Consider the following 19,617-nt stretch of genomic DNA (forward strand, 5'->3'; position numbering starts at 1 on the left):
GGCACGCGGCGGCCGGCGACACCGTCGCCGTGCTCGTCGCGGTCCCCCACCCCATGCCTGGCATCGTACCGGCGGGAAGGTCGCCCGCCGGGCCGCGCCCGGTCCGTATGCGGTCCCTTTGTCCCCCAGGGTCCGATACCGTGGGGCGGCCAGCAGGCACCTCATGACGACCGCCACCGATCGCCCCGGAGATCCCCCGACGTCCGCGCCCGACCGGTCGGGCCGGACGCGACCTGACCCGCCGCCCCACACCCCCACTGCCAGCCGCCGGCGGCGCAGCCCGGCCCCGGCGGCACGTCCGATGGAGACGGCATGACACGTCCCGATCCCGTCCGCCTCGCCGCACCCCTCCTGCTCGTCCTCACCCTGGCCGCCGGACTGCTCACCGCGCCGGCCGGCCCGGCGCACGCCGCACCGGCCAAGAACCCGCCGCTGACCACCCCCTGGACCGCCCAGGCGCTCGACGGCACGCCCCTGCCGGAGTACCCGCGACCCCAGATGACCCGGGCGGACTGGCTCACCCTCAACGGCGAGTGGCAGTTGCGCCAGTCCGCCACCGACGACGCCCCGACGTTCGGCACCGACCTGCCCGAGCGGATCAACGTGCCGTTCCCGGTGGAGAGCGCCCTGTCCGGGGTGCAGCGCGCCGCCGGCGACACCCGCAACTACCTGTTCTACCGGCGGGTCGTGACGGTGCCCGGGAGTTGGAACGGACGTCGGGTGCTGCTGCACTTCGGCGCCGTCGACTGGCAGAGCACCGTCTGGGTCAACGGCGTGGCGGTCGGTGGGCACACCGGCGGCTACGACGCCTTCAGCTTCGACGTCACCGCCCAGTTGCGGGGCGGCGCGAACGAGATCGTGGTGAAGGTGTGGGACCCGACGGACAGCCGGCAGAACGGCAGCCTGCCGCCGATCGGCAAGCAGACCAAGCAGCCCGGCGGGATCTTCTACACCCCCAGCTCGGGCATCTGGCAGACGGTGTGGCTGGAACCGGTGCCGACCGCCTCGATCAGCCGGGCCGACCTCTCGCCGCGCCTGGCCGACAACACCCTGCGCGTCCGGGTTCTCACCCGGGGCGACGTCAGCGGGCACAGCGTCCTGGCCGAAGCGCTCGACGGCACCACCGTGGTCGGCTCCGCCACCGGCGGTTTCACCGAGTTCACGGTGCCCGTGCCGAACGCCCGCCGTTGGTCGCCCGACACCCCGTTCCTCTACCAGCTACGCGTCACCCTGCGTAATGCCGCGGGCGTCCAGGTGGACCGCACCACCCACTACTTCGGCATGCGCGAGATCAGCACCGGCGTCGTCAACGGCGTCCTGCGGCCCAAGCTCAACGGCCAGTTCGTCTTCCAGGTCGGCACGCTCGACCAGGGGTTCTGGCCGGACGGGCTCTACACCGCGCCCACCGACGCCGCGCTGGCATTCGACCTGCAGAAGCACAAGGACCTGGGCTTCAACATGGTGCGCAAGCACATCAAGGTCGAACCGCAGCGCTGGTTCTACCACGCCGACCGGCTCGGCCTGCTGGTGTGGCAGGACGTCCCGTCGCTGACCGCGCAGGACATCGACGCCACCGACGCGCAGCAGGCGCAGCTCGAAGCCGAGGCCCGCGAGATCGTCGACGAGCACCGCAGCTCGCCGGCCGTCGTCACCTGGACCGTCTACAACGAGGGGTGGGGGGACGGGCGCTGGCCGACACCCGCCGGGTCGCCCAGGCCGTCAAGGCCCAGGACCCGACCCGGTTGGTCAACGCGCACAGCGGCCACAACTGCTGCCAGTCGTTGGGCGACCCCGGCGTCGGCGACATCGACGACTGGCACGTCTACCTGGGACCGGACTCGCCGGTGCCGTCGAGCAGCCGGATCGCCGTGCTCGGCGAGTTCGGCGGCCTCGGCCTGCACGTACCCGGGCACGAGTGGAGCCCGAACGGCAGCTTCTTCGCCTACGAGTGGCAACCGAACTCCACCGCGCTGACCGACCGCTATATCGGCCTCGTGCAGGGCACGCAGAACCTCATGCTCGGCAAGGGGCTGAGCGCCTCGGTCTACACCGAGATCACCGACCAGGAGGGTGAGCTGAACGGATTCCTCACCTACGACCGGCAGGTGGTCAAGATGGACCAGGCCCGGGTGAGGGCCGCCAACCTGGCCCTGATCACCGCGTCACGGTCCGTCGGCAGCTCGGCGCCGGTGGCGTTGCCGCTGAACGCCCGCCGGTCGTTGCAGGTGACGACCCCCGGGTACACCGACCGGTTCCTGCGGCACCGGGACAGCCTCGCCTACACCGAGGTGGTGAACGCGGACAGCTCGGCGCTGCTCAGGAACGACGCGACGTACACGGTCCGGGCCGGGCTGGCCGATCCGGCGTGCTACTCGTTCGAGTCGGTCAACTTCCCCGGGCAGTTCCTGCGCCACCAGGAGTCGCGGGTACGCAACTCCCCGAACGACGGTTCGGCGCTGCTGCGCGCGGACGCCACCTGGTGTGCCCGGGTCGGGGTCGGCGGGAGCGGGGTCTCGTTGGAGTCGTACAACTTCCGTGGCAGGTACCTGCGGCACTACGCCTCGGAGGTGTGGCTGAGCAACGGCACGGGCGGCGAGGCGTGGAACTCACCCGTCCTGTGGGCCGCGGACAGCACCTGGAACGTCACGACCCCCTGGGCACCCTGAGCGGGGCCGCCATCCCGCCGGGGCAGCGTGGCTGCCCCGGCGGTGGGGTCAGCCGATGCGGAACTGGTCGCCGTAGACGGCGAACACCAGTGGCGTGTTCAGGTCGAAGTTGCCGTTGTCGAGGAACACCCGCTGGGCGGTGTCGACCCGGGAGGTGTCCGAGTGGGCCTCCTCCTTCTTCATCTCGACGACCCGCTCGTCGAGGAACGCGGTGAGCCAGGTCCGCTCGTTGCCGCCCTGCGCCGGGGGCTTCGCCCGGAGCAGGGCGCGGCTGCGGATCTGGCGCATGCCCTCGTACCCGTGCATGACCGCCGCGTCGTAGTAGGCGAACTGGCCGAGTGCCCGGACCCCGTCGTTCCTCCCGTCCCGCACCGACGGGGTGAAGTAGACCCGGTCCCGCTCGGACTCCTGCGCGGCCCGGAACACCTGGTCGTTGGCGGCGGTGCGCCAGTCCCGGGGGTAGTTGGGGTCGAGGCCGGCGTGCGAGGCGGTGCCGTTGACGGCGCGCAGCGCGGGCAGGTATCCGGCCAGCACGTTGCCGGGCTTGGTGTTCGTGTACGCCTGGACCAGTTCGAGCATGTCGCCGGTGCCGGAGCAGAAACCGATGATGCCGGCGGTGTAGCCCCGGCCGTCGCCGATGTCCTCGATGTAGGAGAACTGGGCGCGCCAGTCGAGCGAGGAGTTCTCGGCCGCCGAGACGAGCTGCATGGCGACGTCCTTCTTCGCCGGGTCGTCGAGGTTGGTGCCGGCCGGGGCGGTGGCGGTCGGGGTGGGGGTGCCGCCACCGGGCAGGGTCCACTGCTGGTTGGTGGTGCCGCCACAGGTCCAGATCTGCAGTCGGGTGCCGTTGGCGGTGCTCCGGTCGGTCACGTCGAGGCACTTGCCCGAGGCGGGGTTGACCAGGGCGCCACCGCTTGCGGTGGTCCACTTCTGGGCGCCGGTGCCGTTGCAGTCGTACAGTTGGATCCTGGCGCCGTTGGTGGTCGACGCGGCGGTGACGTCGAGGCACTTGCCGAGCGCGCGGATCGAGCTGTCGCTGTTGCCCACCGTCCAGGTCTGGGCGGCGGTGCCGTTGCAGTCGTAGAGCTGCACGGCGGTGCCGTTGGCCGGGTTGGCGCCGGCCACGTCGACGCACTTGCCGGCCAGACCGGTGATCGGGCCGGCGGTCGCGGCGCTGGCCGACGGCAGGCCGTAGCCGACCGACGCGATGCCGGCCAGCAGGGTGCCCACGGCGTAGGCGACTGTTCTTCTGCGCACCATGGCGTTCCTCGGGGATGGGGCGGCGGGGCGCCGGCCGGTCGGTGCCCGGACGCGACGTGCGCCCGGGCGGGCACCGCAGCAATCAGTAAGGTCTATTTACTGATAGCAGTGCGTCGATCGACTGTCAATCACCGCACCGAGCGATCATGGCAGGTCAGGGCGGCACCCGGCGCACCGGCCGACCGCACCCAAGGGGGCGGCACGGTCGCGGTGCCGGCCGGACCGCGCCGCCACCCCACGGTCAGGAACGGTGCTCCGGGCGGAGAAAACCCGACAGCAGGTGCCGGAACTCGTGCGGGTGCTCGACCGCCGGCACGTGCCCGCACCTGCCGAACACGTGCAGCCGGACGTCGGCCAGGTGCTCGAGCAGCGGCCGGGTCGCCGGGTCGAGCGGGGTCACCCGGTCGTCGACCCCGTGCACCAGCAGCACGGGCACGCGGATCGCGGCCAGCGTCCCCGCCGTGAGGGTCAGGTCGTCGACCCATCGCTGCCGGGGCGGCGGGAACAATGACGCGTACGCGGCGGCCCCCGCCAGCATCGCGTCCGCGCGGGCGGCGACCGCAGCATCGGTCACGAGCGCCTGGTCGAGGAAGAGCCGGCTCAGCATGTCCCGCGCCCCGGTCGGGCCGGCGGGGGCGGCCCAGAGCGCGTCGAGGTCGGCCGACAGCGGTGCCCCGGGGGCACCCATCGTCGAGACCGCCACGACCCGGGTGACCCGGCCGGGATGCTCGGCCGCCAGGGCCAGCGCCACGGCTCCGCCCATGGAGTGGCCCACCACGGCGTAGTCCCCGATGCCGAGCGCGTCCATCAGGCCCGCGGCCTGCCGGGTCCACAGGCGCAGGCCGCCCCGGGAGCCCGCCGGGACGGGGGTACGGCCGAACCCCGCGTGGTCGGGGGCCAGCACCCGCCAGGACGGGCCCAGCGCCTGCGCCGTCGCCGCCCAGGCTCCGGACCCGGTGGTGCCGGGTCCGGAGCCGTGCAGCATCAGCACCGCCGGCCCGGTGCCGCTGTCGAGGACGTGGACGGGAGAGCCGTCGACGGTGACCGTCCGCGTGGTCGTCATCGGCACGGGCCGGGTGCGCTCAGGCCGAGGCGGCGTCGACGGACTTCGCGAAGAGTTCCATCATGGCCCGGCCGAACTGCGGCATGTCGGGCCAGCCCCGGCAGGAGACGAGGTTGCCGTCGACGACGTCGGGCGCGTCGATGACCGTCGCGCCGGCGTTCTCCATGTCGCCGGTGATGGGCGGGAAACACGCCGTCTTGCGGCCCTTGAGCAGGCCGTAGACCGCCGGGACCTGAGCGCCGTGGCAGACCAGGGCGACGGGGAGGTTGCGCGCGAAGAAGTGCTCGGTGATGCGCCTGACGTCGGCGTCGACCCGGATCCACTCGGGCGCGCGTCCCCCTGGGATGATCAGGGCGTCGTAGCGTTCGACGTCGACCTCGGCCCAGGGCACGTCGACCGGCAGCTTGCGGCCGTTCTTCTCCACGTAGGCGTCGGAGTTCGGGTCGAACTCGTGGATGACCAGTTGCACGTCACGTCGCGTGCGGGACGCGACGTCGACCTCCCAGCCGCCCTCCTGGACGCGGTAGTAGGGGTACATCGTGTCGAGTTCCTCGGCAGCGTCGCCGGTCAGGAGCAGCGCTCGGGGCATCTGCTTCTCCTCGCAATGGTGGTGGCGGTGAGGTGGACGCGATCCAATCCGATCCGATTGAGCTAGCATTCCTTCGCCCCGCCCGCCCGTCAAGACCGCACGGTCAACGCGTCGCCGTCCTTGATCTCGTCGAACAGCCGACGGAAGCGCTCGCCGGAGCGCAGGATGTGCCGGCGCATCGCGTAGGCGGCGGCGTCGGGGTCCCGCGCGGCGATCGCGGCCACCACGTCCTCGTGCTCGGCCATCGCCAGGTGGGTGACCTGGGTGTCGTGGTGCAGCCGGAACAGGTGCACGTGGCTGTGCAGGCGGGCGAGCGTCTCCCGGATGACCTGGTTCTCCGCGCTGCGGGCGACCAGGTCGTGGAAGGCCGCGTCGCGCAGCCCGAAGGCGCCGTAGGCGGTGGGCCCGACGCCCCCCTCCAGTTCCGCCATCTCCTCCAGCATCCGGCGCAGGCCGGCCACCTGCGAAAGCGACGCGCGTTCGGCGGACCTGCGCGCCGCCGCCGGCTCCAGGAGCAGACGGACCTCCAGCATGTCCTCGAACCGCTGGCGGGTGATCTGGGGTGGGATGCGGTAGCCGGCGTGGGGCACCCGGACGACCAGGCCCTCGGCCTCCATCCGGTTGAGCGCGTCGCGGATCGGCGTCTGCGAGACGCCCAGCTCGCGCGCCAGCACGTCGATCGTGACGCGGGAGCCGGGCTCGATCCGTAGCGACATCAGCTGTCCGAGCAGCGTGTCGTACACCTCGTCGGCGAGCCGGCCGCGCGATCGCGCGGGTGACGTCGTACCCGGCGCGGCCGTGCGGCCCCGCGCGCTGATCGCTTCGTCGTCCATCGTGACGTGAGGTCCTTTCGTGCACCTTCGGGAACCTGTTGACATCAGTTACGACGCTGCGACATGCTGACGCCCCCCACCCGATCGTATAGGAAACGTGACGGGCGACCGTCATTCTGCACCGTCGCCGTAACGCCTGCCAGCGCTCCACTCGATCAACTGGAGCTCCCATGAGCATGCTCGACGTCCCGCCCGGCCCGTCACCGGGTCACCGACGGGTCGGCGTGCCTGCCGACGGCACGACGACGAACCGGCACGACGACGAACCGGCAGGTCATGGCGTGTCCGTGACACCGGTCAACGGGGCGGCCCCCGCGCCGGCCCGGCACCACGCCTGAACAACCAAGCACCTGCTCGGCGAGGCACATAGCGAGGCTCTCGAAGTCCCCACCACCCCAGAAAGCAGGTACCACCATGCGGCACCCGAAGCGAATCGGTCGAACATCGGTCTCCCGGCGCAAGGTACGGCTGGCGACGGCCGCCATGCTGCTGCTCGCCACGACCCTCGCGGCGTGCGGCGACGGCGGGGACGACGGCACGAAGGCCGGCGCCCCGAAAGCGCCGGCGACGGTCCCCGAGCTCACCAAGGACCCGCTGACCCTCAGCTTCATCTGGTTCGACTGGCCCCCGGCCAAGGCGCTGGAGGACTTCGCGAACGCGGAGTACAAGAAGGAACGGCCGAACGCGACCATCAAGGTCAACACCGTGCCGAACGCGAACTGGCACGACGCGATGTTCACCCAGTTCGCCGCACGCAAGACCGACTTCGACATCGCGATCCTGGACTCGCAGCACATCGGCGAGGCCGTGACCAACGGCAACATCCTCGACCTGACCGACTTCGTCAAGAAGAACATCGAGGTCGACGCCTACAACCCGTACCTGCTGGCGGCGTACGGCCAGTTCCCGCAGGCCGAGACCGGCAAGCGCGACGAGAACGCCAGCCTGTACGGGCTGCCGCTGCTCGGCGACACCTGGACGATGATCTACCGCAAGGACCTGATCGGCGACAAGCCCCCGCAGACCTGGGACGAGATGATCTCGGTCGCCGCGAAGTGCCAGGCGGACAACCCGGGCGTCAGCGGGCTCGCCTTCCACCAGGCCAACGGCTCCGACGCGGCGGCCGTCACCTACAACACGGTCAACGGCGTCTACGGCGGCAACCTCTGGGACGCCAAGAGCCGCAAGATCGACGGCGTTCTCAACGACACCGCGGGTCACGAGGCGATGGACGTCCTGGTCAACAAGATGAAGCCGCTGACCGCCAAGGGCTCCGGCAACTGGTTCATCGACGAGGTGAACGCGGCGGTCGCCCAGGGCAAGGCGTGCATCGCGTTCAACTGGATCGCCGCGAGCGGCGGCCTGCTCGACCCGAAGCAGTCGACGCTCGGCACCACCCGGGAGCAGATCCTCTCCAAGCTGGGGTTCGCCACCCTGCCGACCCAGAAGACGAACCTGGTCCCGCTCGGCGGGATGGGGATGCACGTGTCGGCCTACTCCCCCTCGGCGCAGCAGGCCGAGGCCCTGAACTTCATGCGGTGGTTCGAGCAGGCCGACGTGCAGAAGAAGTGGGCCGCGGCCGGTGGCGTGCCGTCGCGTACCGACGCCCTGCAGTCGCCCGAGTTCCTCAACGCCGGACCGTTCAACCAGGTGTACGCCGACTCGGTGCCTCGGATGCGGGACATGTGGAACGTGCCCGAGTACGCGCGTCTCGTAGACATCGAGAACACGAACGTCAACGCGGCGCTCAACGGCGCGAAGAGCCCGAAGGCCGCGCTCGACGACATCGCCCGGGAGCAGCAGGGCGTGCTCGACTCCAGCAACCGCAAGGGCGGCGGCGGGCTGTGAAAGACCCCGTCCCGCTGACGACCGACCGCCCCGGGCAGGTGGCGTCCGCGACGCCACCTGCACCGGGCCGGTCCCGCCGCCGGCTCAGCGACCGCGGCCTCGCCGTGGCCTTCATCTCCCCCGCGCTGCTGCTGTTGCTCGGCATGTCGGTGTTCCCGCTGCTGTGGGCGTTGTACCTGTCGTTCACCGACTACTCGGCCACCCGAGGGGGGCCCGCCCGGTTCGTCGGCTTCGGCAACTACACCGCCATCCTGACGTCGGCGCAGGTCCACCAACGGGCCCTGACCACGCTGATCTACGTGGTCGGCGCGGTCACCCTGCAGACCGTGCTCGGCTTCTCCATCGCCTACCTGATCTCCCGGCGCACCCACGGGCGGGGCGTGCTGACCACCCTGTTCCTGGTGCCGATGATGCTGTCGCCGGTCGTGGTGGGGCTGTTCTGGCGGTTCATGCTCGACGCGCAGTTCGGCGTGGTCAACAGCATGCTCGGCTCACTCGGCCTGGGGCAGGTGGAGTGGCTCACCCGGCAGCGGACGGCCCTGGTGTCCCTGATCGTGGTCGACACCTGGCAGTGGACGCCGTTCATCATGCTCATCGCCCTCGCCGGCCTCACCGCCGTGCCCAAGTACCTGTACGAGGCCGCCTCGATCGACCGGGCGTCCGAGTGGTTCCGGTTCCGCACCATCACCCTTCCGCTGGTGTGGCCGCTGCTGCTCATCGCCGTGCTGTTCCGGGCCATCGAGGCGTTCCGGCTGTTCGACCTCGTCTACATCCTCACCAACGGAGGTCCCGGGGTCTCCACCGAGACGCTGTCGTTCCACGTCTACAAGGTGGCGTTCCTGGGCTTCAACACCGGCACCGCCTCGGCGTACGGAATCCTCATGGTCCTCGTCGTCATCGTCCTCACGCAGCTCTACCTGCGCTACCTGAACAAACTCAAGGAGGGCTGATGGCCGTCTCCGTCGACGAGGCCGTGTCCGCAGGCCCGACCCCGGACCGCCCGTCCCCCGCACGCCGCGTGCGCCGCCGGGGCCGCGGCCGGTCGGTGCTGGAGGTCGTGCTGCTGACCGCGCTGGCCGTCGTGATGCTCTTCCCGGTGCTGTGGATGATCGAGACGTCCATCAAGGAGAACCGGGACGTCTATGCCGTGCCGGCCGAGTTCTTCGGCTTCACGGTCACCCTCGACCACTTCAGGGACGTCTTCGTCGGCGCCGACGGCGGCCGCTCGGCCCTGTCCGTGGCGTTCCTCAACTCGGTGGTCGTCGCCGGGGTGTCCACGGTGCTGGCCACCGTGCTGGGGGTGCCGGCGGCCTGGGCGTACTCCCGCTTCACCCTGAAGGCCAAGAAGGACCAGCTGTTCTTCATCCTGTCCACCCGGTTCATGCCGCCCGTGGTGGTCGTGGTGCCGATCTTCCTCATGTACCGCCAGGCCGGACTCATCGACACCAAGCTCGGCCTGATCCTCATCTACGCCGCGTTCAACGTCCCGTTCACGATCTGGATGATGAAGGGGTTCGTCGACGAGGTGCCCGCCGAGTACGAGGACGCCGCCATGCTCGACGGCTACAGCCGCCTGCAGGCGTTCTGGAAGTTCACCCTCCCCCTGCTCGTGCCCGGCATCGCCGCGACGGCGGTGTTCGCGCTCATCTTCTCGTGGAACGAGTTCGTGTTCGCCATCTTCCTCACCTCCAGCGACGAGGTCCGTACGGCCCCACCGGCGATCGCCGGCCTGATCGGCGGCACCACCGTGGACTGGGGTCTGGTGGCCGCCGCCTCGGTGGTCTTCGCCCTGCCGGTGCTCGTCTTCGCCTACCTGGTACGCCGGCACCTCGTCGCCGGTGTGACCCTCGGGGCGGTGCGACGCTGATGGCGGGCATCGAGGTGAGCGCCCTGCACAAGCGCTACCCGGACGGCACGGTCGCCGTCGAGCACGTCGACCTGTCCATCGGCGACGGCGAACTGTTCGTGATGCTCGGCCCGTCGGGGTGCGGCAAGACGACCACGTTGCGGGCGATCGCCGGCCTGGAGCGGCAGACCAGCGGCGACATCCACATCGGCGACACGCTGGTCAACGACCTGCCGCCGGCCGAACGCGACATCGCCATGGTGTTCCAGTTCTACGCGCTGTACCCGCACCTGAAGACCCGCGACAACCTGGCGTTCCCGCTGCGGGCCGAGGGACTGCCCAAGCACGAGGTGCGGGAGCGGGTCGAGGAGGCGGCCCGGCTGATGCGGCTCGGTCCGCTGCTGGACCGGCGGCCCCGTCAGCTCTCCGGCGGGGAGCAGCAGCGGGTCGCGCTCGCCCGCGCCCTGGTGCGCCGGCCACGCGCCTTCCTGATGGACGAACCCCTCACCAACCTGGACGCGGAACTGCGGGCGGACATGCGCACCGAGATCAAACACCTGCAGGGGGAACTGGGGGCGACGATGGTCTACGTCACCCACGACCAGGTCGAGGCGATGTCGCTCGGTCACCGCATCGCCATCCTCAACAAGGGCCGCGTCGAGCAGATCGGGACCCCGCTTGAGGTGTACGACCGTCCGGCGAGCCTGTTCTGCGCGGCGTTCATCGGCTCCCCGCCGATGAACCTCATCGACGTGGAGGTGGCCGACGGGAAGCTGCGCGGTCAGGGCGGACTGGTCCTCACGCCACCGCCGGGCCTGCCCCGCGACCGTCCCCTGGTGGCGGGCGTGCGGCCGGAGGCGCTGGAGGTCACCGCGCCGGGAGCGGACCGGTCGGTGCCGGCCCGCGTGGTGTCGGCCGAGTGGCTCGGCGACGAGATCATCTACGTGGTCGACCACAGCGGCGGACGCGACGTCCGGGTCCGGATGCCACCGACCGTACGGTTCGCCGCCGACGCGAAGGTCGGGCTGCGGTACACCGGCGGGACCCCGGCGGTCTACGACGTGCGCACGGAAGAGCTGGTGGCCTGATGGGAACCGTTGCGGTCAAGGGGCTGTGCAAGTCCTTCGGCAAGGTCCGCGCCCTGGACGGGGTGACGCTGGACGTGCCGGACGGCGCGTTCTTCGTCGTGCTCGGGCCGTCCGGTGCGGGCAAGACGACGACCCTGCGGGCGATCGCCGGCCTGGACAAGCTCGACGCCGGGTCGGTGCACCTGGACGGCCGGGACGCGACCGCCGACGCCCCGGCCGTCCGCGACCTGGCCATGGTGTTCCAGAACTACGCCCTCTACCCCCGGCACACCGCGTACGAGAACATCGCCTCGCCGCTGCGGGCGCGTCGCCGCTCGGCGGGTGAGATCGCCGCGGCCGTCGAGCGGATGTCGGGCCTGCTGCACATCGAACGGCTGCTGCACCGTCGTCCCGCGCAGTTGTCGGGTGGAGAGATGCAGCGGGTCGCGCTGGCCCGGGCGCTGGTCCGCAGCCCCCGCGCGTTCCTCATGGACGAGCCGTTGACGAACCTCGACCTCAAGCTCCGGGTCGAGATGCGCACCGAGCTGACCCGCATCCACCGCAGCCTCGGGGCGACGTTCGTCTACGTGACCAACGACCAGGTCGAGGCGCTGTCCATGGCCGACCAGGTCGCGGTCCTCAGGGAGGGCACGGTGCAACAGGTCGGCACCCCGACCGAGGTGTACGAGCGGCCGGCCAACCAGTGGGTCGCAGGCTTCGTCGGCAGCCCGCCGATCAGCCTGCTCGCCTGCCACGCCGAGGGGGACCAACTGGTCGGCGCGGCAGGCTGGACGCTGCCCCGGCCCCGCTGGGCCACCGCCAAGGACGGTCAGGCGCTGATGCTGGGCCTGCGTGCGGAGGACCTGTCCGTGGAGCGGCGCGGGGACGCGTCGTTGCCCGGTGAGCTCTACGGGCTCGAACCCCTCGGTGACCGGACGGTGGTCGACGTGCGGGTGGGCACGGAGATCCTGAAGGTCAAGGCCCGACCCACCGTCACCGGTACGCCGGGCGAGCGGCTGCGGGTGGCGGTCGACCTGGACCGGGCACACCTGTTCGACGCGGGCACCGGGCTGTCGCTGTCGGCGGCTGGGCGGTAGCCGGGGCGGCGGCGCGCCGGCCTGCGGTTACGGGCCGGTGACCCGTCCCGTCGCGGCACGCCGGACATCACCACGAAGAGCACAGGAGGCGACGCAATGAGTGACCCGATGGACGTCCTGGCCCCCGAGCACCGGCGGCTGCGGATCGGCGACTCCTGGCGGGACGCCGCGAGCGGCGCCACCTTCGCCGTCGAGGACCCCGCCACCGGCACGACCGTCGCCGAGGTGGCCGACGCCGGCGTCGACGACGGGCTGGCCGCGCTGGAGGCGGCGAGCGGGGCGGCGGCGTCGTGGGCGGCGACCCCGCCACGGCAACGGTCGGAGCTGTTGACCGCGACGTACCGGGCCCTGACCGACCGGTCCGAGGAGGTCGCCCGGCTGATCACCCTCGAAATGGGCAAACCGCTGGCCGAGGCCCGGGCGGAGGTGGCCTACGGCGCCGAGTTCTTCAGGTGGTTCGCCGAGGAGGCGGTACGGGTCGAGGGGCGCTACAGCACCGCTCCCGCCGGGGGGTACCGCATCCTCACCGTGCCGAAGCCGGTCGGACCGTGCGTGTTCGTGACGCCCTGGAATTTCCCGTTGGCCATGGGCGCCCGCAAGATCGCCCCGGCGTTGGCCGCGGGCTGCACGACGGTCACCAAACCGGCGGCCCAGACGCCGCTGACCATGCTGTTGCTGGCCCGCATCATGGAGGAGGTAGGCGTCCCCGCGGGTGTGGTCAACGTGGTGACCACCAGACGTTCCGGTGAGGTGGTCTCGGCGCTGCTGGCCGACACCCGGACCCGCAAGGTGTCGTTCACCGGGTCGACCGAGGTCGGACGGGTGCTGCTGCGCCAGGCGGCGGACAACGTGCTGCGTACCTCGATGGAGCTGGGCGGCAACGCGGCCCTGATCGTGTGCGCCGACGCCGACCTGGACGTCGCGCTGCACGGTGCGCTGGTGGCCAAGATGCGCAACATCGGGGAGTCCTGCATCGCGGCCAACCGGATCTACGTCGAGGAGCCGGTACGCGAGGAGTTCACGAAGCGGTTCGCCGAGCGGATGGGCGCGCTGGTGGTGGGCCGCGGCCTCGACGACGGCGTGGACGTCGGGGCGTTGATCGACGAGCCCTCGGTCGCCAAGCTCGACGACCTCGTCGCCGACGCGGTCGGTCGGGGCGCCCGGGTCCTGGTGGGCGGGGTGCGCCCGGACGGGCCGGGTCACTTCTACCCGCCGACGGTCCTGGTCGACGTGCCCGACGACGCGCGGATGCTGCGGGAGGAGATCTTCGGCCCGGTGGCGCCGATCATCGGGTTCACGTCCGACGACGAGGTGATGGCGAAGGCCAACGACACCGAGCACGGCCTGGTCGGCTACGTCTTCACCCGTGACCTGCAGCGGGCGCTGCGGTTCGCCGAGGGTCTGCAGACCGGGATGATCGGCGTCAACCGGGGCCTGATCTCGGACCCGTCGGCCCCGTTCGGGGGCGTGAAGCAGTCCGGCATCGGCAAGGAGGGGTCACACGAGGGCATCCTCGAGTACCTCGACGTCACCTACGCGGCGATCGACCTGCCGTGACCGTCCCGCCGCTGACGTCCGACCAGCACATCGCCGCCGTTCCGGAGAGGCACCGCCATGCTTGAGACAGTCCGTGGACCACGCCAGCTGATCGTCGGCGAAGGGGTCGCGCAGAACATCCCCCGGGTGGTGGCCGAGAACGGCTCACGGGTCCTCGTCGTGACCGACCGGACCCTGCTGGGGCAGCCGGGGGTGGCCGCGATCGTGGCCGCCGTACGGGAGAAGGTCGAGGTCGTCGAGGTGTTCTCCGACGCGAATCCCGACGTGCCCCTCGCCGACGTCGACCGGGCCGTCGCGGCCGCCGCCGCGGTGGACGCCGACGTGATCCTCGCCGTCGGGGGCGGCACGGTGATCGACCTCGCCAAGATCGTCGGCGTCATCCGGTGCCACGGGGGCACACCGCGCGACTTCTACGGCGAGGCGCGGGTGCCGGGGCCGACGATTCCGCTCGTCGCGGTCCCGACGACGTCGGGCACCGGCTCCGAACTGACCCCCGTCTCGGTGCTGACCGATCCGGACCGGGAGCTGAAGGTGGGGGTGTCCAGCGTCCACATCGTGCCGGACTTCGCGATCGTCGACCCCGAACTCACCTACACCTGCCCGGCGACCGTCACCGCCCACTCCGGCATCGACGCGTTCTGTCACGCGGTGGAGAGCTACACCGCGCGACCCCGGCCCCACGGGCCGCGCGACCCGGTGGAGCAGGTGTTCCTCGGCCGCAACCAGGTCACCGACCACTATGCGCTCCTGGCTGCGGAGCGGATCGCCCGGAGCCTGCGTCGGGCCGTGCGGGACGGCGGCGACACCGAGGCGCGGGCGGACATGTCCTACGGGTCGGTGCTCGCCGGGCTCGCCTTCTCCCACGCGGGCAACGCGGCCCCGCACGCTCTCCAGTACCCCATCGGCGCGGCCACGCACACGCCGCACGGTCTGGGCGTCGGGCTGCTGCTGCCGTACGCGTTGGACGCGGCCCGCGACGCCGTCGGCGACCGGTTGGCGACCCTCGCCGGGGTGTGCGGGCTCGACGTGACCGACGCCGCGCCGGCCGAGGCCGCCGAGGTGTTCCTCGGCTGGCTCCACGGGCTCCTCGCCGACATCGGCATCCCGGCCACCCTGGCGGACATCGGGGTGGCCCGCGCCGACCTTCCCCGCTTCGCGGAGATGGCCTCCGGCGTCACCCGCCTGATCCAGAACCATCCGGGGCCCACCGACACCGCCAGCCTGACCGCGATCCTCGAAGCGGCCTGGACCGGCGACCGGAGCTGACGGGCACGGCCGCCGGGCGCCGGGCCGGGTCGGTGCCCGGCGGCCGGGCCCTACTCCTGCGGTGCGGGCGACCGGGGCACACCCTCCAAAGGGTCCTAGGAGGCAGGTGCCGTCTCGGCGGCCGGGCGTGGGCCGCCTGTCAGGGCGCGGCGGGCGGGTCGGGTCGGTTCAGCGCTTCACCGCCAGGGTGAGACCGTCGGCGAAGGACAGCATCGCCAGGTCGACCCGGTCGTCGGCGAGCAGCGAGACGTTCAACTCCCGGATGGTGGCGGTGTCCCGGTCCTGGTGTTCCTCGTCGAGCACCCGGCCGAAGAACACCGTGTTGTCGAGGACGACCAGCCCGCCCCGGCGGACCAGTCGCAGCGCGGCCTCGTAGTAGCCCGGATAGCCCGCCTTGTCGGCGTCGATGAACACCAGGTCCACCGCGCCCGGTCCGAGTTCGCGCTCCAGGTCGGCCAGGACCTCCCCTGCGGCACCGATGCGTACGTCGATGCGGTCGGCCACCCCGGCGCGTTCCCAGTACGGTGCGGCGATCATCGGCCACCGCTCGGAGATGTCCACCGTGACCAGCCGGCCGCCGGGTGGGAGAGCCCTGGCCATGCACAGTGTGCTGTAGCCGGTGAAGGTCCCGACCTCGACCACCGCGAGCGACGCCGCGGTCAGTCTGACGAGCAGGGCCAGCAGTTGGCCCTCCTCCGGCATGATCTGCATCGCCCGGCCCATCGGCAGGGCGGCGGTCTCCCGCCGCAGGTCGGCGAGGATCTCGTCGTCGCGCAGCGAGACCTGCCGGACGTAGTCGAGCAGTGCCTCGGTGAACTCAGTCTGCTGTGCCATCCGTATCCCCTCCGGCTCGTATCTCCAGTGCGTCACGTAGCCCGGTCCGTGAGGTGACCCCGAGCTTGGGGTAGACCTTGTAGAGGTGTCCGCTGACGGTGCGGTCCGACAGGCGCAGCCGGACGGCGATCTGCTTGTTCGTCAGGCCCTGGGCCGCGAGCCTGGCGACGGACTCCTCCTGCGCGGTGAGCCCGGCCGGCCCTTCGGCGGGCCGGGTGACCGCCAGCCCGGCGGCCCGTAGCTCGTTGCGGGCCCGCGCCGCCCACGGCTTGGCGCCGAGCCGCTCCAGGACCTCCAGTGCCGCGCCCAGTTCCACCCGGGCCGGGCCGATCTCTTTGGCGCGGCGCAGCCGCTCACCGTAGGCGAGACGGATCCGGGCGTGCTCCAGCGGCCAGCGTTCGTGTCCCGGCGCGGTCAGCGCCTGCCGGAAGGCCTCGTCGGTGTGGCTGTCCCGGGCGAGCAGGGCGGCGGCCCCGTGGGTCAGCATGGTCATCCGCGGGGAGAGGCGGTCGAATCCCCCGTCGCGCAGCGCCTGCAGATAGGCGGCCGCCTGCGGTCCGTGCCCGGTGTGCACGGCGGCGTCGGCCAGGTCGAACACGATGCGCCGGGCGCTGACCGGCAGGCGGGTCACCGCCCCGGCGGGGGCGATGGTGGACAGGGTCGTGTAGGCGTGTTCGTGGTCACCGGTGCCCAGGGCCACCAGCGCCCGGGCCTGGTGGGCCAGGATGACCGCCAGCCCGATCCCACGCGGGGTGGCCCAGCGCAGCACCTCGTCGGTCAGCTCCAGGGCCTGTTCGGTCTCACCGCGTACGGCGGCCAGCAGCGCCCGCTGGCAGCGGGCGATGCCCTCCAGGGTCCGCAGGCCGCTGACGCCCGCGACGGTGGCGCTCTCCCGCAGGAGGGTCTCCGCCTCGTCCCAGCGTCCCGACTGGTAGCGGTCCAGGATCTCCATGTGCAGGCCGAACCTCGCCGTCGGTGCTCCCCGGCTGTCGGCCGAGGCGTCCGGCAGGCCACGCAGCACCGGCAGCAACTCGGTGACCGCGTCGAGTGCGGCGGCGGTGGCGGAGAGGGACGCCGTGGACAGGGCGGTGAGTTCCGCCGGTGTCGTCGGCCAGCGGTCGAGCAGTTCCAGGAACCGCTCACGCATCGTGTCGGCGTCGCCGTCCCGGCCGGAGAGGATCGCGCGGCAGCGCAGGACGATGTCCGCCGACTCGCAGTCGGGGCGGGCGAGGACGGTGTCCAGGGCAGTCCAGTGGTCCGGCCGGTCGGCGAGGACGCACACGTGGAACAGCATCTCCAGTGCCATCCGACGCATCGGCATGCTGGTGGTGGGGTCGTCGAAGACCCGCAGGAGGCGACGGTGCGCCATGTCCACGTCGCCCTCGTCGAGTGAGAGCAGGTACGCGCTGACGGCAGCGGTGTGGGTGGTGACGCCGAACTCTCCCGGGGGCGGATTGAGGCGTCCCGCCCACCGGAGCCAGCCGGCGCGGCAGGCCAGTTGGGCCGCGATGCCCAGCCGTTCGGCGCGGTCGGCCGCAGCGGTGCTCAGTTCGGCGGCACGGGCGAACATCTCGGTGGCCGTGGTGAGGACGCCCCGGTCGGCGGCGCGGTCCCCGGCCGTCGCCAGGGCCTCGGCCAGGGAGTCGTCCGGGCCCAGTGCCGCGGCCGCCAGGTGCGTGGCCCGGACGTCCCGGTCGGCGGTGGTCACCCGGGCCAGGTGGCGGTGGGCGGTGTGCAGCTCGGCCCGGGTGGCCAGGTCGATGGTGGTCAGCCGGACCAGTGGGTGGGTGAAGAGCAACCGGTCGGTGCCCACCGTGACGAGGTGGTGCCGTTCGGCGGGGCCGAGCTGGGCGGTCACGTCGGCCTCGTCGGTCGCTTCGGTGAGCGTCGCCAGTCGGGCTCTCCCGTCGAGGGCGGCGACCAGCAGGAGCTGCCGGGCCGGCTCGGGCAGGTCGCGGATGCGTGCCCCGAACTGCCCGCTGATCCTCGGGGTCACCGGCAGGTGGACCGGCAGCGGCATGCTCGCGCACCGCTGTTCCTGGCTGAGCGCCCTGGGTAGCTCGATCAGTGCCAGCGGGTTGCCCTGGGCGTGGTCGAGGATGACACGTCGGACGCGGCTGTGCAGGGTGGGGTGCCGGGCGTCGATCAGCAGGCCGGCGTCGTGGTCCGACAGCGGCGCGAGCTGACGGACGTGTGGTCCGACGGCGAGCGGTGGTCCGGGTTGGTGGGCGGCGGCGACCAGCACCAGGTCGGCCAGGTCACAGGTCCGGCGGGCGACGAAGGCGAGCAGTTCGGTGCTCTCCCGGTCGATCCACTGGGCGTCGTCGACCAGCACCACCAGGCCACCGTCGTCGGCCAGCTCGGTGACCAGGGACAGGGTGGCCGCGCAGGTCGCCAGGCGGTCGGGGACGGGGCCGTCGGCGTGCCCGAGGATGCGCGACAGGGTGACCCGCTGGTGGGCGGGCAGGCGGTCGAGTTCCGTACGCAGGGCGTAGAGCAGCTGGTGCAGGCCCGAATAGGGAAGGTCGGCCTCGACGGGTGTGCCGGTGACCCACACGACGCGGCGGCCGGCCCGGCGGGCCTGTTCGTCGGCGGCGCGCAGCAGTGCCGTCTTGCCGACGCCGATCCCGCCGCTGAACAGCAGGGCCGGGAGGCGTACCCGGCCACGCAGCAGGGAGTCGAGCAGTTCCCTCTCGGCTGATCTGCCGATCAGTTCGGGCCGGCCGTGGGGCGGTGCCCGGTGCCGCCCGTCGTCGGGCGCCGGGTCGGCGAGCAGGGCGAGCTGGTACCGGGAAAGCACCTGGTGACTCCCCACCGATCGATGGGATGGACCCTTTCCCCGCACGGTCATCGGCGCTGGGCCACCGCCAGGACGTAGCCGGCCGCGGTGACGGCGCTGAAGCGTCGGAACAGTTCGACCAGCTGGTCGAAGTGCGCGGGTGCGATCCTGCCGACGAAGTCGGCCCGGACCTCACGCATGCGGTCGGACAGCACCGCGAACGCCCGCATCACGTGGGCGCTGATGTCGTCGCACTCCAGCACCTCGAAGCCCGCCCGGTCCAGTCTGTCGGGCAGCGCGGCGATGATGCGGCACTGTGTGACGGCACAGAAATTGTCGATGATCTCCTTCTCCGCGCCGTTCGCCGGGTGTCTGTCGATGATGTCGGCGATGACCAGGCGTGCGCCCGGGCGCAACACGGTGCCGATCTCCTGGAGCGCGCGGTCCTGGTCCGGCATGTGGATGAGGGATTCGATGGCGAAGGCCCCGTCGAACATACCGGGTCCAAACGGCATGTTCATGGCGTCAGCGTAACGGAAGTGGACGCGGTGGGCTACGCCGAGTTCCCGCGCGCGGGCCCTGGCGGTGTCGATCTGGCCGTGGCTGACGGAGATTCCCGTCACCACCGTCTCGTCCCGTGTCGTGGCGAGGCGCAGCGAGGCGGTACCGGCTCCGCAGCCGACGTCCAGCACCTGGCGGCCGGGGCCGGCGCAGACGCGTTCGATCACCATGTCGGTGAGGCGGGTGGCGGCCTCGGCGACGGAGGTCCGGTCCCCGTCGTCGTGCCAGTAGCCGACGTGGATGTTGCCGTCGAGCAGCGTGGTGAACAGTTCGGTCATGACGTCGTACATGTGACCGACGTCGGTCGATACCGGCGCTGACTTCGCCATGTGGTGTGCCTGGCCTTCCTGC

At 71.6% G+C, this 19,617-nt stretch carries 16 protein-coding genes; 9 read left to right on the forward strand and 7 right to left on the reverse strand.

All coding sequences use genetic code 11. The annotated features are described in order from the left end of the window. The first annotated feature begins 312 nt into the window (after nt 1–312). Entirely contained in the window at nt 313–1,974 is a 1,662-nt protein-coding gene (locus ACN265_RS17660) for a glycoside hydrolase family 2 protein (protein WP_421408587.1), read from the forward strand. Between the two features lie 140 nt (nt 1,975–2,114). Continuing rightward, nucleotides 2,115–2,666, forward strand: a complete 552-nt coding sequence (locus ACN265_RS17665; RefSeq protein WP_421411519.1) for an AbfB domain-containing protein — start codon at nt 2,115–2,117, stop codon at nt 2,664–2,666. A 48-nt stretch (nt 2,667–2,714) separates the two neighbouring features. On the opposite strand, the gene ACN265_RS17670 is transcribed toward ACN265_RS17665, so the two are convergent. The 4 genes from ACN265_RS17670 to ACN265_RS17685 all read right to left on the reverse strand — a co-directional run bounded on the left by ACN265_RS17670 (nt 2,715) and on the right by ACN265_RS17685 (nt 6,411). Further along, nucleotides 2,715–3,926: a chitosanase gene (locus ACN265_RS17670; protein WP_421408588.1), complete on the reverse strand. Its 1,212-nt coding sequence runs from the start codon at nt 3,924–3,926 to the stop codon at nt 2,715–2,717. A gap of 241 nt (nt 3,927–4,167) precedes the next feature. Continuing rightward, the gene (locus tag ACN265_RS17675) at nt 4,168–4,989 is read right to left on the reverse strand and encodes an alpha/beta fold hydrolase (protein WP_421408589.1); all 822 of its coding nucleotides are present in this window, start codon (nt 4,987–4,989) and stop codon (nt 4,168–4,170) included. Between the two features lie 19 nt (nt 4,990–5,008). After that, entirely contained in the window at nt 5,009–5,578 is a 570-nt protein-coding gene (locus tag ACN265_RS17680; protein ID WP_204926718.1) for a DJ-1/PfpI family protein, read from the reverse strand. Nucleotides 5,579–5,667: 89 nt separating this feature from the next. Beyond that, nucleotides 5,668–6,411: a GntR family transcriptional regulator gene (locus ACN265_RS17685; RefSeq protein ID WP_420118434.1), complete on the reverse strand. Its 744-nt coding sequence runs from the start codon at nt 6,409–6,411 to the stop codon at nt 5,668–5,670. Between the two features lie 414 nt (nt 6,412–6,825). On the opposite strand from ACN265_RS17685, the gene ACN265_RS17690 reads away from it, so the two are divergent. From ACN265_RS17690 to ACN265_RS17720, 7 genes are all read left to right on the forward strand, one after another. Then, nucleotides 6,826–8,259, forward strand: coding sequence for an extracellular solute-binding protein (locus tag ACN265_RS17690; RefSeq protein ID WP_363654807.1), 1,434 nt, complete (start codon nt 6,826–6,828; stop codon nt 8,257–8,259). After that, complete coding sequence (locus ACN265_RS17695) at nt 8,256–9,209, forward strand: carbohydrate ABC transporter permease (RefSeq protein ID WP_204926722.1); 954 nt, start codon at nt 8,256–8,258, stop codon at nt 9,207–9,209. Before ACN265_RS17690 ends, ACN265_RS17695 begins: the two co-directional genes overlap by 4 nt. Then, entirely contained in the window at nt 9,209–10,126 is a 918-nt protein-coding gene (locus ACN265_RS17700) for a carbohydrate ABC transporter permease (RefSeq protein WP_204926723.1), read from the forward strand. Before ACN265_RS17695 ends, ACN265_RS17700 begins: the two co-directional genes overlap by 1 nt. Next, a complete protein-coding gene (locus ACN265_RS17705; RefSeq protein WP_421408590.1) occupies nt 10,126–11,193 on the forward strand; it encodes an ABC transporter ATP-binding protein in 1,068 nt (355 codons plus the stop codon). The genes ACN265_RS17700 and ACN265_RS17705 overlap by 1 nt, the downstream gene beginning before the upstream one ends. Next, nucleotides 11,193–12,269, forward strand: a complete 1,077-nt coding sequence (locus tag ACN265_RS17710; protein WP_421408591.1) for an ABC transporter ATP-binding protein — start codon at nt 11,193–11,195, stop codon at nt 12,267–12,269. Before ACN265_RS17705 ends, ACN265_RS17710 begins: the two co-directional genes overlap by 1 nt. A 96-nt stretch (nt 12,270–12,365) precedes the next feature. Next, nucleotides 12,366–13,826 (forward strand): NAD-dependent succinate-semialdehyde dehydrogenase, encoded by a 1,461-nt coding sequence (locus tag ACN265_RS17715; RefSeq protein WP_421408592.1) that lies wholly within the window; start codon nt 12,366–12,368, stop codon nt 13,824–13,826. A 57-nt stretch (nt 13,827–13,883) separates the two neighbouring features. Further along, nucleotides 13,884–15,092 (forward strand): iron-containing alcohol dehydrogenase, encoded by a 1,209-nt coding sequence (locus ACN265_RS17720; RefSeq protein WP_421408593.1) that lies wholly within the window; start codon nt 13,884–13,886, stop codon nt 15,090–15,092. 168 nt (nt 15,093–15,260) lie between these two features. Here the strand turns inward: ACN265_RS17720 and ACN265_RS17725 are convergent, their stop codons facing one another. The 3 genes from ACN265_RS17725 to ACN265_RS17735 are packed head-to-tail and all read right to left on the reverse strand — an operon-like array spanning nt 15,261 to nt 19,595. Then, nucleotides 15,261–15,926 (reverse strand): O-methyltransferase, encoded by a 666-nt coding sequence (locus ACN265_RS17725; RefSeq protein WP_420118427.1) that lies wholly within the window; start codon nt 15,924–15,926, stop codon nt 15,261–15,263. Further along, nucleotides 15,910–18,726, reverse strand: coding sequence for a helix-turn-helix transcriptional regulator (locus ACN265_RS17730; protein WP_421408594.1), 2,817 nt, complete (start codon nt 18,724–18,726; stop codon nt 15,910–15,912). The genes ACN265_RS17725 and ACN265_RS17730 overlap by 17 nt, the downstream gene beginning before the upstream one ends. 47 nt (nt 18,727–18,773) lie before the next feature. Next, a complete protein-coding gene (locus ACN265_RS17735) occupies nt 18,774–19,595 on the reverse strand; it encodes an SAM-dependent methyltransferase (protein WP_420118425.1) in 822 nt (273 codons plus the stop codon). Nucleotides 19,596–19,617 lie beyond the last annotated feature (22 nt).

Source organism: Micromonospora sp. WMMD730, from assembly GCF_049178955.1.
Taxonomy (GTDB): domain Bacteria; phylum Actinomycetota; class Actinomycetes; order Mycobacteriales; family Micromonosporaceae; genus Micromonospora; species Micromonospora wenchangensis.